The organism is Acinetobacter sp. F9 (assembly GCF_019195275.1).
GTDB classification, from domain to species: Bacteria; Pseudomonadota; Gammaproteobacteria; order Pseudomonadales; family Moraxellaceae; genus Acinetobacter; species Acinetobacter pseudolwoffii.
In genome coordinates this window covers 2,199,542-2,212,613 of the sequence record NZ_CP078068.1, presented here as the reverse complement: position 1 = coordinate 2,212,613, position 13,072 = coordinate 2,199,542, and the positions used below count along the sequence as shown (strand labels likewise).

Genomic DNA, 13,072 nt, shown 5'->3' with positions numbered 1-13,072 from the left:
AAAATCGCAGGCTACGATTATCCTGAATAATCTTACTATTTATCAACTATTATCGTCTGCTTTCTACAAAAAAGAAAATCTAATACAGAATTTCGACTTTGCAATTCTACCAATGTTCAATCATTACGCTATACTTTAGCCACTTTCAGGATTTAACGGGTTCAGCTGTGCCAATCGAATTTGTCGCAACGTCAAGATTACCTACCGCTCACGGTGAATTTAAAATTACTGTATTTCAAGACCCTAAGACTGGCGAAGAACATGTCGCGCTGTCTAAAGGACTTGAAGAAGTTTCTGACGAGCCAGTCGTGGTTCGTGTACATTCTGAATGTTTAACCGGTGATGCCTTTGCTTCACTGAAATGTGACTGTGGCCCGCAATTGCAGGCGACTTTAAAGCTGATCAATGAGTTAGGTCGCGGGGCGATTCTGTATTTGCGTCAGGAAGGACGCGGTATTGGCCTGACCAACAAGATTCGTGCCTATGCCCTGCAAGATCAGGGACATGATACGGTCGATGCCAATTTAATGCTTAATCTGCCGGCTGATGCACGTCAATATGACATGTGCAGCATTATGCTGGATCATTTGCAGGTCAAAGCGGTACGTCTGGTGACCAACAATCCTTTAAAAATTGAAGCTTTAAAAGCCCAAGGGATTAATGTGGTCGATCGGGTGCCCCTCACCGTCGGCTTAAATCCGTTTAATGAGCAATATCTCAAAACCAAACATGAGCGTATGGCACATCTTTATCAGAAGGATGATTTTTAAATCCTCCCCTTAATAAATCCCTCAAAACCTCCCTTTCTTGCGCTTCGACTTAAAGCAATGCTTAAGTCTTGCTCAGGGAGGCTTTTCCTTCTTTCAAAAAAAGGAGAAAACTCCCTCCTTTCTTAAAGGAGGGTTGGGATGGATTAAGTGTTAAATCGTCATCGAAAAAATCCGGTTCTCCGGCATGCGTCGCTTTAAACGTAAATCAAAAGCCATACAAATATTACGTACAAATGGTTTCCCTTTCTCCAAAATCGTGACTGATGAGTCTGTCATTTGAATCAAACCATCCTGTGCCATTTCTTTAAGCTGTTCCACCACCTGATCGATTTCAGGGAAAAATAGCTCGGGTTTTTCCCATGAGGTACTAAAGCTGCACATCAAATTCAGAATATGCTGACGAATAATCAAATCTTCCTGATTTAAGACATGTCCTTTAAATACCGGAATTTCATTGCGAGCTAAACAGGCATAATATTCTTCAATAGTTTTCACATTCTGGGCAAAGCTGTACCAGCTATCACTGATCGAAGAAATTCCTAAACCGATCATCACTTGAGTTTTAGAGGCGGTGTATCCCATAAAATTGCGGTGTAATGTTCCAGCTTGAAAGGACTGGTACATGCCATCTGTATCTAAAGCAAAATGATCCATGCCAATTTCATGATAGCCATGCGCCAGCAGTTTCTTTTTGGCCGCTTCATAACATTCACGTTTGATTGCATCTTTGGGTACATCAGCATCTTTAAAACCGCGCTGGCCATTGCCTTTAATCCAAGGCACATGTGCATAGCTATATAAAGCCAAACGATCCGGCAGAAGTGAATTGGTTTGCTCAATGGTATTTAAGACATCGTCCAGATGCTGAAAAGGCAGGCCAAACACCAGATCATGCGAAATCGACTCATAGCCAATTTCACGCGCCCATTCGGTTACCTGTTTGACATGTTCATAGGGCTGAATCCGGTGAATGGCTTTTTGCACGGTTTCATTATAATCCTGCACCCCATAACTGACCCGGCGAAAGCCCAGATCATACAAGCCTTGTAAATGCTCACGCGTGGTATTGTTCGGATGCCCTTCAAAACTGAATTCATGCACAGGCGCTATGTCTGCTTTGGCCAAAATACCTTGAATCAGTTGAGTCAAATGCTCAACAGAAAAGAAAGTCGGTGTTCCCCCGCCTAAATGAATTTCTTTAATGACCGGCTTATCTTTCAGCAACTCACAATACAAATCCCATTCTTTCAGCACTGCCTGAATATAGGGCTGTTCCATTTCATGTTTTTTCGTGACTCGCTTATGACACCCGCAAAAAGTGCACAGGCTTTCGCAAAATGGCAGATGGATATACAGGCTGATGCCTTCACTTTGATTGGATTCAGTAAAGGATTTTTTCAGCGTTTGCTTCCATTGTTCCAGTGAGAAATTCTGCTCTTCCCAATATGGAACGGTCGGATAACTGGTATAGCGGGGACCGGGAACATTATATTTTTGAATCAGGGAATTGACCTGTACCGACATGACACCCACCTATTACCATCGAGAAATGCTCAAACCCATGAGCGCTTGCAAGTTATTGTGCGGAGCTTGAAAAAAGAATTCAACCTAGCCATTTGGTCGGATTTAATACCCCATTCTGTCCATCAATACTCAAATTTAAAGCCTGGTTCAATCCACTACATTGCTAAATAGACCTTAATCTTTGACTGATTTTATGCTTTGATGTAGCTAGTTTTTTATTTCCCTACGAGGCTCTGATGCAGCATCCTACATCTGCGGATATTCAACGCGTTCGTGAATTTCTCCTCGACTTGCAGGCACGGATTTGTGCAGCACTGGAACAACAGGAGCGTGCTGGCGGCGGTACGGCCGAATTTATCATTGATGACTGGGAACGTCCGGAAGGTGGTGGTGGCCGTTCGCGTGTTTTGCAAAATGGTACCGTGATTGAGAAAGGTGGGGTGATGTTCTCCCATATCAATATTTCCAAACTGCCCGCTTCAGCCACTGAACGCCATCCCAATATTGCCGGTGCCAAGGCGCAAGCGATGGGTGTATCGCTGGTCATCCATCCGAAAAATCCGAATGTACCGACCTCACATGCCAACGTGCGTTTATTTGTTGCAGAAAAAGAAGGGCAAGATCCAATCTGGTGGTTTGGTGGCGGTTTCGACCTGACCCCGTTCTATTCAAATGATGAAGATGTCCTTTCGTGGCATCAGACGGCGCATGATCTGTGTGCGCCATTTGGTGAAGAGATTTATCCTGAACATAAACAATGGTGTGATGATTATTTCTATTTAAAACATCGTGATGAACAGCGTGGTGTCGGCGGGTTATTCTTTGATGATCTGAATCAGTGGGATTTTGATACCTGTTTCCAGTATATACAGGCCGTAGGCAATGGTTATCTAGAGGCGATTCTGCCGATTTTCCAGCGTAATCAGGATAAGCCTTATACCGAAGCACAACGCGAGTTCCAGTTGTATCGTCGTGGCCGTTATGTCGAATACAATCTGGTTTATGACCGCGGTACGCTATTTGGTTTGCAGACCGGCGGCCGAATTGAATCAATCTTGGTGAGCTTGCCTCCGCTGACCGGCTGGTCCTATCGTCCTGAATGGGATGAAGGCTCGCCGGAAAAGCGTTTGACCGATTACTATCTGAAACCCCATGACTGGCTCACAGAATTAAAATCAACTGCAATGAAATGATACAAAACAGCCCTCAAATAGAGGGCTGTTTTAATCCATTATTCCTCTATACTGCTGCAGAGTAATCCCTGATTTGGTCGCGGCATCCTATCGCTACATCGATCACAATCTATTAGATGTCTAGTGAGAATAACAATGCATCATCTTCAATTAAATCTTCCTGTTTTTGCCTTTTGGCTTTTTCTGGCTCTCGCCATCAGTGCGATGAGTACCGCCGTTTTGAGTCATAATCTGCTTCTGGATGGCGCGGCTATTCTGGTGAGTATCCTGACTGTGGTCGGAGCTGTGCTTAGTATGGCGCTGGTATTTGCAGAACATATTATGGACATCTGCAGTTCCTAAACCGCACTTCCAGCCCCCTTATTTAAAACAGCGCAGGCTTTAGTCCCTGCGCTTTTTCACGTATATTGATGCTCATTTCAGCACATGGACATTGTGAAATGAGCAAACAATTTGCCGTGATTGGTAATCCGATTGAACAGTCACGCTCTCCAGAATTGCATCATGCTTTTGCAGCAAAAACCGGAATTGATCTAAATTACAGCAAACGTCTGGCTCCACTGGATGGCTTTGAGGCCAATATTCAGGAGTTTTTTGCCCATGGCGGAATCGGGATGAATGTCACCGTGCCGTTTAAAGAGCAGGCTTTTGCCCAGTGTCAGGTGCTCAGTGAGCGAGCCAAAATTGCCAAGGCAGTGAATACCCTGTGGATGAAAAATGGTATTTTGCATGGCGATAATACTGATGGTCAAGGTCTGGTCGATGCGATTCGTGCACTCAACTGGCCGCTGGAAAATACCAACATCCTGATTATCGGTGCAGGCGGCGCAACCCGTGGCGTGATCTATCCTCTCGCCCAGGCAGGCGCAAAAAAAATTGTGATTGCCAATCGCACCTTGGCACGCGCTGAACAACTGGTTGCGGATCTGCAGGATGCTGTAGCGCAGCTCGAATTACAGGCTATTTCACTAGAACATCTTGCAGGTGAGTTTGATCTGGTGATCAATGCCACTTCAGCCAGTCTCAGCGGTGATGCTTTGCTGCTTCCAGAAGCCTTACAGTTTAACTATGCCTATGAAATGGCCTATGGCAAGCCTTCCTCCTTCCTTGATCAGGCCAAAGCACGTGCTGTGCCAACATCTGAAGGCTTTGGCATGCTGGTCGGTCAGGCACTGGAATCTTTTTCTATCTGGAATGGCATCAAACCAGATTTAAAAGATTTTCTATAAATATCCAGTTATTTTGACCAGAGAATTCGGGTTGTAACAACAATCCGAATTGATCTTAACTCCATTATTAAAGACTAAAAATTCAGCTACTGGATTTAATGACATTTTTAACTTGAATTTTTTATTGATAACAATTGAGTACAATTCATACAAAAGTAGCACTAGACAATCTGGTGTTCAATTCATTAAAGTCCAATCAGATAAGAAGTTTTCAACCTTTCTGTACGCTGACAGCTAGAAGATGAAATCATCCGATTTTATTGGTTGGCTCTAAGACTCGATTCGCTTTTCTGACATTTTTATTTGCTTGCCTTATCAATGTTTTTTTATCTCAAATATGAATAATCAAAGAATCGATACAGATAATCCAAAACTATTTTAATCAGGATTAAACGCATGCCAGCATATAAAGCCCCTTTACACGACATTCGCTTCCTTATGAATGAAGTGCTCGATTACCCTGCGCACTACCAGAATTTGTCGAATGGTGAATATGCCGATACCGACACGGTAGACATGATCTTGGAAGGTGCAGCAGATTTCTGTGAAAATGTACTTTCACCTCTGAATGAAAGCGGTGATGCTGAAGGCTGTCATTTTGAAAATGGCGAAGTGAAAACGCCTAAGGGCTTTAAAGACGCTTATGATCAGTTCGTCCAAGGTGGCTGGCAAGGTCTGTCTTATCCTGAAGAGTTTGGTGGTCAAAACCTGCCAATGTCTTTAAACCTGATCAAATCGGAAATGATGGGAACTGCAAACTGGTCATTCCAGATGTATCCGGGTTTAAGCGTGGGCTGTATCAATACCATTATCCAGTACGGCACCGATGAGCAGAAGAATACCTATCTGCCGCATCTGGTTGCGGGTACTTGGGCTGGCACCATGTGTCTGACTGAGCCGCAATGTGGTACTGACTTGGGTCAGGTTAAAACCAAAGCCGAGCCGCAAGAAGATGGCACGTATGCCATTTCAGGAACCAAAATCTTTATTTCCGCAGGCGAGCACGATCTCACTGAAAATATCGTACATATCGTGCTGGCGCGCCTTCCGGATGCACCGCAAGGTACTAAAGGCATTTCACTGTTTATCGTACCGAAATTTATTGCTGCTGCCGATGGTGGCATCGGTGAGCGCAATCCAGTCAATTGCGGTTCGATTGAACATAAAATGGGGATTCGCGCCTCAGCAACAGCCGTGCTGAATTTCGACAAGGCCACGGGTTACTTGATTGGTGAACCGAATAAAGGCTTGCATGCCATGTTCACCTTCATGAACACTGCGCGTATTGGCACTGCGATTCAAGGCATCTGTCATGCGGAGTTATCCTTCCAAGGTGCTCTGCCGTATGCCAAAGAACGTATGTCGATGCGTGCCCTGTCTGGCAAAAAAGATCCGGAAAAAGTGGCGGATGCCATCATTCATCATGCCGATGTACGCCGTATGCTGTTGACGCAAAAAGCCATTGCCGAAGGTGGCCGTGCCATGATTTATCATGCTGCGCAAATTGCCGACAACATGAATGATGCTTTATTGCGTGGCGATACCGCTGCCTTTGAACAGCATGATGATCACTTAGGTTTCTATACACCGATTCTAAAAGGCTTCCTGACTGAAATGGGCTATGAAGCATCGAATCACGGTATGCAAGTCTTTGGTGGTCATGGCTATATCAAAGAATGGGGCATGGAACAGATCGTGCGTGACTCACGTATTTCTACCCTTTACGAAGGAACGACAGGTGTACAGGCACTCGATCTGATCGGTCGTAAAGTACTGTTAACCTCGAAAGGCAAAGTGATTCGTGATTATACCGCTGAAATCCTGAAATTTTGTGGTCAGCATGCGCGTAATAAATATATGCGCCGCTTTGCTTGGGATCTCACCAAGCTATGTGCCCAGTGGAATGCATTAACTGTTCGAATCATGCTGGCAGCCCGTAAAGACCGCGACATCGTCTCTTCTGCTTCAGTCGATTTCCTGATGTTCTCGGGCTATGTGATGATGGCATACTTCTGGGCGCAGCAAGCCGCAGTTGCCTCAGCCAAACTGGCTTCTGGCGATGGCGCAGAAGTACCTGAGTTCTATAAAGCAAAAATCAAAACCGCTGATTTCTATTTCGAACGTATTCTGCCTCGTACCCAAGGTCATGCTGAAGCGATGGTGAATCCATCCAAAACTATGACCGCACTGGCACCAGAGCACTTTAGTTTTGATTACTAAGCTGTAAATTGAATTACAAAGAGCGCTTCGGCGCTCTTTTGATTGAGAGCTACCCTTTCAAAACCCTAAAAACACTGATCTGAATACAAAATATACAGGTTTAATTTTATATTTTTCAATAGCCTAATAAATTAGATAAATAAAACGCTTGTATATCTCAAAATAAGCGGTATGATAATCCCAACTAGAAAAATTCTTGTTTTGGTTAGTTTCTTTTAAGTATCGCAGTTTTAGTCATAAACCTTCGTATTACAGATCAAAAAGCTCCATCCTTTTTATTTTTCAAAGTTACAGTTAGTCATCTGAAATTTTGGCTATAAATTCATACGATTCAATAGGTTACATTATGTCTAATACAGTTAACGGTACAGTAAAATGGTTCAACGAAACTAAAGGTTTCGGTTTTATTCAACAAGAATCAGGTCCAGACGTTTTTGCTCATTTCAGCGAAATCACTGGTTCAGGTTTCAAAACTTTAGTTGAAGGCCAAAAGGTTTCTTTCAGCGTAGCTCAAGGTCAAAAAGGCCCTACAGCTGTAAATATCGTTGCTCTATAATTTAGAAGCAAGATATTGAAAAAAAGCACTCTTAGAGTGCTTTTTTTGTGCTTGTAATTTCTCTTATTCAGCTCTAGCTTTTAAAGATTATTTGTTTGATCTAAAAACCGGTGTGCTCTATGCCAAGCTAAAAATTCCTGATCTGGTAAAATCTGCACAATAAAAAACCCTCATATAGATTTATGAAGGTCTTTGAAAAATGTTCAGAAAATAAAAATCAGTTAAAGAAATTCTTCCAGTACCGAATTTAAGAAGATATGCCCCTGCTCGGTACATGCAAGCCGGTTTTGGTCATCGATCATTAATTTTCTTTTACGTAAAGAGCTTAATAAATCTTGTAAAGTATCCAAACTTTGACCAGTACGCTCGATATAAAATTTAGCCTCTACGCCCTGATTTAAGCGTAGCGCATTCATCATAAACTCAAATGACATCTCTTCAGCTTCAATACGCTTAAACTGCAAATGTTCAGCAGGTACTTTGGCTAAGTAATCCTTAGGTAAGCGGGTTTTCTGGAAACGATATACGCCATCAGGTTGAGTCACTTTGCCATGTGCACCCGCACCAATCGCCAGATAATCGCCGAATTGCCAATAATTCAGGTTATGCGCTGAAGGTAGTTCTTTACGCCAGGCAGAAACTTCATAATTGATAAAGCCTTGAGCTTTGAGATAAATTTCGCCCTGCTCCTGAATCTCTTCAAGTACATCATCTACCGGTAGAATAGGTTGGGTACGGAAAAATACCGTATTCGGTTCAATCGTCAGCTGATACCAGGAAATATGTGTCGCGCCATTTTCTACCGCAAGTTTTAAATCATGCAAGGCCTGATCTAAAGTCTGCTCAGGCAAGCCATGCATTAAATCGACATTAATTCGTTGAAAGCCTGCTTCACGCGCCAATCCAATCGCAGAAATCGCATCTTCATTGCTGTGAATCCGACCCAAGCGTTTAAGATGGTCAGTATTAAAACTCTGTACCCCAATTGACAAACGGTTAATGCCGGCCTGCAAATAACCTGCAAATGGGTCATGCTCTACCGTACCGGGATTTGCTTCCAGCGTAATTTCACAGCCTTCTGCAAAGGGAATAATGGCTTGCAACTGATCAAATAGCCATTGATAGCCTTGAGCAGAAATCAGCGACGGCGTACCGCCACCAATAAACACACTATGAATCTGGCGGCCTTGGGCAAAATCGACCTGCGTTTTAAAATCCTCAACCAAGGCATGTAAATATTCCTGTTCTAGTTCCAGTGATAATTCACCATCAGGAACAGCATGCGAATTAAAGTCACAATACGGACATTTGCGCACGCACCATGGCATATGAATATATAAAGACAATGGGATAACAGCAGGATTCAATTCAGCCAAAGAACTACTCAAAAACGACTACAAGATATAGCTGAATTTTAACATGACTCGGCAGCAACACTGCTAAAATTAAAATGATCACCGGGTTATATCTAAAAACTCAAATAGAATTAGACAGTTAAAATTATGAAAATATCTTCTCAACTGATTATTTTACTTCCTTTAGTCTTTGCAATTGGTGTTTTGCTGACGCTTCAAACCGCAATTAACACGCAACTGAAAGAATATTTATATTCTCCTATGCAAGCTGCATTTTTTTCCTTTTTGATTGGTACAATAGTGCTCGCTGTGATTGTACTTTTTCAGTCCAATCCCAAACCCGGTGTACAGGAATTAATGAATGTTCCCTGGTATTTATGGCTTGGGGGCATCGTGGGTGTCTACGCGATTAGTATGAGCATTTATGCAGCCCCCAAACTTGGCTTTCTGGTGCTTAGCGGCCTGATTATTTTTGGTCAGATGGCCATGTCGATGCTGGTCGATCATCTGGGTTTATTGGGCAACGAAAAAATGCCGATTAACTGGCAACGTCTTTTAGGCGGCGGAGTAATTTTTATTGGTGTGCTTCTCACTTTACAACGCTAAACCCCTCTATTTAAGCACATGATCACGATGAGTAATTTTTGTGTCGAATGTTACACCGGTTACGACCTTTGGTTTTGAATTAAAAAAACTGTTTCATCTGATGTTACCTATTCTGGTAACCCAATTTTCCCAAGCAGGTTTGGGCCTGATTGATACCATTATGGCAGGTCATCTGTCTGCGACCGATCTTGCAGCAATTGCAGTCGGGGTGGGTCTATGGATTCCGGTGATGCTGCTGTTTAGCGGTATCATGATTGCCACGACACCCTTGGTGGCTGAAGCGAATGGCGCACGTACCCCTGAAAAAATTGCCACCATTGCCCGTCAGTCACTTTGGGTTGCCCTGATTCTGGGGATTATTGCTGGCCTGATTTTGCAGCTGTTGCCAGCGACTTTACCAATCTTAGGTGTACCGGAAAGCTTGCAGCCTAAAGCTGGTTTATTCCTGCATGCAATTGGTTTTGGTATGCCGGCAGTGACTATGTATGCCGCCTTGCGTGGCTATTCAGAAGCGATTGGTCATCCACGCCCGGTGACCGTCATCAGCCTATTGGCACTGGTATTGCTGGTTCCACTGAACTATGTATTTATGTATGGAATTGGCCCTGTTCCAGCCTTGGGTAGTGCCGGCTGTGGTTTTGCTACGGCAATTTTACAGTGGTTAATGGTCATTACTCTGGCACTGTATATTTTTAAGAATAAAGCCTATCAACGCACCCAGCCGTTTACTCATTGGGAAAAAATCAACCCGGAATGGATGAAACGCATCTTGCAGCTTGGTCTGCCGATCGGACTGGCGATTTTCTTTGAGGTCAGTATTTTTAGTACTGCGGCGATCGTGCTCAGCCCTTTGGGAGAAACCATTGTTGCTGCGCATCAGATTGCCATTTCAGTGACCTCACAGCTGTTTATGATTCCAATGTCACTGGCGATTGCCCTGACCATTCGGGTCGGCACCTATTATGGCGAACAGAACTGGCAGGCAATGCGTAAAGTGCAATATCTCGGCCTGATCACTGCCACTATTCTGGCAATCCTGACCATGATTTTGCTTTGGGTGTTCCGTAATGAAATCGTGGCGCTCTACACCTCGGATATGATCGTGACCCAAATCGCGGTCTATCTGATTCTGTTTGCGATTGCTTATCAACTAATGGATGGCTGGCAGATCAGTGCAGCAGGTTGTCTGCGTGGGATGCAGGACACCAAAGGCCCTATGTGGATCACCATGCTGGCTTACTGGGTGATTGCCTTCCCGGTCGGGGTGTATCTGTCCCGCTTTACCGACATGGGCGCAGCCGGTGTCTGGGTTGGCCTGATTGTGGGTCTGAGTGTGGCCTGTGTACTTTTATTAGCTCGTTTATATGGCAACAATAAACGTTTAAGTCTCGACCACTCAATGCGTTCAGCCGATTAATTCAAGCTGGAAAATGCGCTGCGATTCAGGATCCAGCGCATTTTTTAATGCTTTGGAAATCTCTGATTCGTCTATCACATCTTTGATCAGCAGCGGCTCTACAACCACCTCCGTGCCATTAAAGCGCATGGTGGGTGAATCATCTAACTTAGGTCCTGTATTTAAGGTTTAAGTGATACGCACACAAAAATACACATCATCTTGAGCAGTAAAATATCGATAGACTTTCATTGAATTTTCTTCATTACTGCGAGTTGTTTTATTTATACTTTTGGGACTAAAACAACCTTTAGTATGATTATGCAGCCTGACCTAAAACAATGATGTATTCAGGAATCTTGTTTTGGTTTAAGTACAGGAGATGAAGAAAAATCTTCTGATAAATCAAAGATCATGCACCAAAGATGGAGAAGTTAAAGAAAATCACAACACAACCTCTACAATTAAATCTAGGCAATTGAATCTTTGTCACCTATGATCAAATACATCAAATAATTGTTGGTTTCAAGGAATCTCGCATGGCAAAAACGGCTAGCACACCCGGTCGTCGCTTTATGAAACTTGCCGGAATGACCGCAAGTATTGCAGGTAAAACCCTATCCAATTCAATTAAAAATTTAACTGCCGACGAAGAGCAGAAAAATACTGCGCGCAGCAAATTATTTCAGGATATTGGTATACAAATCGCGGATACCTTGGGAGAAATGAAAGGCGCGGTCATGAAAGTTGGTCAGATAGCCTCGCAATATAAAGATATTTTTCCACCCGAAGTTGCCAAAGCCATTGCCAAATTGCAACGTCAGGCACCGCCCATGCCATTTAAGGACATTCAGGCGCAAATTGAAAAGGAACTCGGTAAACCTTTACAGCAATTATTTCAACAGTTTGATGAACAGCCTTTTGCCGCAGCATCGATTGGTCAGGTACATAAAGCCACTTTACCCAATGGCCAGCAAGTGGTGGTCAAGGTACAGTATCCGGGGGTCGATAAAGCCTGTGAAAGTGACCTGAAACAGGTACGTCTGGCGCTACGCATGATGGGCGTTTTAAAGATTGACCGTAAACTTCAGGATCAGTTATTTAAAGAAATCCAGCATAGTCTGGACAATGAGCTCAACTATGAAATTGAAGCTCAGAACCTAGAAGTTGCCCGCGCCTTCCATGAATCCCTGGATCATAAAATTGTGATTCCACAGGTTTTTCATGAATATTCTTCACGGCATATTCTAACCTTGAGTCAGGAAATGGGAGAAAGTATTGAAACCGCCAGCACCTGGCCACAGGAAACCCGCAATGCCTTAGGGCGCCGTCTGCTGCGTGCGATTGGTCAGGAAATTTTTTATCTGAAACGCTTTCACTGTGACCCGCATCCGGGCAACTTTGCCTTTCGTGAAGATGGCTCTGTGATTGTTTATGATTATGGTGGCGTTAAGACTCTTTCGACTGAAGTGATTGGGCATTTCCGGGAACTTATTCATGCCGCACGCGAGAAGAATATTCCCGTGATCGAGCAACAGTTAGATGCGCTGCATTCCTTGACTGAAACCGGAAAATTCCCGACTGAATTGTATGAACAATGGCTGGAAGTTCTGATGCGTCCACTGGTCACCCATTATGATTTTGCTGAAAACTCGGCCCATCATGATGGCATGGAGTTGCTCAAACCTTCTCTAAAATATTGGGATGTGTTTAAGCCATCTCCAGATACGCTCATGGTGAACCGGACAATTTCAGGACAATACTGGAACCTGATTCATTTAAAAGTTCATGATGATCTGAGTGATGTATTTGAAGAACTGGTGCCGAGTCGAGGTTAATTTTGATCCCAAAGGCTTACACGCTGTAACTCTAAATGACTTGAAATACCAAATGTTATATTATAACATTTCATTAAGAATCATAAGGGAATTATATATGCGTCCAGATATTCATCCAGCGTATCGTGAAGTGTTATTCCATGATACCAATGCCAATACTTATTTTGTGATTGGCAGCACAATGAACTCTAGCCAGACTAAAGAATATGAAGGTAAAACATATCCTTATGTCACGCTTGATATTTCAAGTGCTTCTCATCCCTTCTATACTGGCGAGCAGCGTCAAACCAGCAATGAAGGTCGCGTGGCAAGCTTTAATAAACGTTTTGGCCGCTTTAAACGTGGCTAAAACTAAAAACCGTCGATTATCTTGATCTTCAAATCG

General features: G+C 43.5%; 13 protein-coding genes. 10 read left to right on the top strand and 3 right to left on the bottom strand.

The window, feature by feature from the left end; all coding sequences use genetic code 11:
- The first annotated feature begins 167 nt into the window (after window positions 1-167).
- Window positions 168-770 (top strand): GTP cyclohydrolase II, encoded by a 603-nt coding sequence (gene ribA, locus KT990_RS10465; protein WP_005094196.1) that lies wholly within the window; start codon window positions 168-170, stop codon window positions 768-770.
- 150 nt (window positions 771-920) lie between these two features.
- Here ribA and hemN read toward each other — a convergent pair whose 3' ends face one another.
- On the bottom strand, window positions 921-2,294 hold the full coding sequence (gene hemN / locus KT990_RS10460; RefSeq protein WP_005094198.1) for an oxygen-independent coproporphyrinogen III oxidase: 1,374 nt from the start codon (window positions 2,292-2,294) through the stop codon (window positions 921-923).
- A 236-nt stretch (window positions 2,295-2,530) separates the two neighbouring features.
- Between hemN and hemF the strand changes: the two genes are divergently transcribed.
- The 5 genes from hemF to KT990_RS10435 all read left to right on the top strand — a co-directional run bounded on the left by hemF (window position 2,531) and on the right by KT990_RS10435 (window position 7,492).
- Window positions 2,531-3,487: an oxygen-dependent coproporphyrinogen oxidase gene (gene hemF, locus KT990_RS10455; protein WP_180040678.1), complete on the top strand. Its 957-nt coding sequence runs from the start codon at window positions 2,531-2,533 to the stop codon at window positions 3,485-3,487.
- A gap of 135 nt (window positions 3,488-3,622) precedes the next feature.
- A complete protein-coding gene (locus KT990_RS10450; RefSeq protein WP_005094202.1) occupies window positions 3,623-3,829 on the top strand; it encodes a hypothetical protein in 207 nt (68 codons plus the stop codon).
- A 98-nt stretch (window positions 3,830-3,927) separates the two neighbouring features.
- Entirely contained in the window at window positions 3,928-4,716 is a 789-nt protein-coding gene (gene aroE / locus KT990_RS10445; protein WP_005094203.1) for a shikimate dehydrogenase, read from the top strand.
- A 396-nt stretch (window positions 4,717-5,112) separates the two neighbouring features.
- Window positions 5,113-6,936 (top strand): acyl-CoA dehydrogenase C-terminal domain-containing protein, encoded by a 1,824-nt coding sequence (locus KT990_RS10440; RefSeq protein ID WP_005168756.1) that lies wholly within the window; start codon window positions 5,113-5,115, stop codon window positions 6,934-6,936.
- A 346-nt stretch (window positions 6,937-7,282) separates the two neighbouring features.
- Complete coding sequence (locus KT990_RS10435; RefSeq protein ID WP_004281542.1) at window positions 7,283-7,492, top strand: cold-shock protein; 210 nt, start codon at window positions 7,283-7,285, stop codon at window positions 7,490-7,492.
- Between the two features lie 221 nt (window positions 7,493-7,713).
- Here KT990_RS10435 and hemW read toward each other — a convergent pair whose 3' ends face one another.
- Window positions 7,714-8,868: a radical SAM family heme chaperone HemW gene (gene hemW / locus KT990_RS10430; protein ID WP_005168760.1), complete on the bottom strand. Its 1,155-nt coding sequence runs from the start codon at window positions 8,866-8,868 to the stop codon at window positions 7,714-7,716.
- A gap of 126 nt (window positions 8,869-8,994) precedes the next feature.
- Between hemW and KT990_RS10425 the strand changes: the two genes are divergently transcribed.
- Window positions 8,995-9,453, top strand: a complete 459-nt coding sequence (locus KT990_RS10425) for a DMT family transporter (protein ID WP_005094208.1) — start codon at window positions 8,995-8,997, stop codon at window positions 9,451-9,453.
- A gap of 40 nt (window positions 9,454-9,493) precedes the next feature.
- The gene (locus tag KT990_RS10420; RefSeq protein ID WP_005094210.1) at window positions 9,494-10,870 is read left to right on the top strand and encodes an MATE family efflux transporter; all 1,377 of its coding nucleotides are present in this window, start codon (window positions 9,494-9,496) and stop codon (window positions 10,868-10,870) included.
- Here the strand turns inward: KT990_RS10420 and KT990_RS13675 are convergent.
- Window positions 10,859-10,999, bottom strand: a complete 141-nt coding sequence (locus KT990_RS13675) for a hypothetical protein (RefSeq protein WP_005094217.1) — start codon at window positions 10,997-10,999, stop codon at window positions 10,859-10,861. The genes KT990_RS10420 and KT990_RS13675 overlap by 12 nt on opposite strands.
- A 389-nt stretch (window positions 11,000-11,388) precedes the next feature.
- Here KT990_RS13675 and KT990_RS10410 point away from each other — a divergent pair, with 389 nt between their 5' ends.
- Window positions 11,389-12,687, top strand: a complete 1,299-nt coding sequence (locus KT990_RS10410; RefSeq protein ID WP_218208768.1) for an ABC1 kinase family protein — start codon at window positions 11,389-11,391, stop codon at window positions 12,685-12,687.
- 97 nt (window positions 12,688-12,784) lie between these two features.
- The gene (locus KT990_RS10405; protein ID WP_100329368.1) at window positions 12,785-13,036 is read left to right on the top strand and encodes a type B 50S ribosomal protein L31; all 252 of its coding nucleotides are present in this window, start codon (window positions 12,785-12,787) and stop codon (window positions 13,034-13,036) included.
- Window positions 13,037-13,072 lie beyond the last annotated feature (36 nt).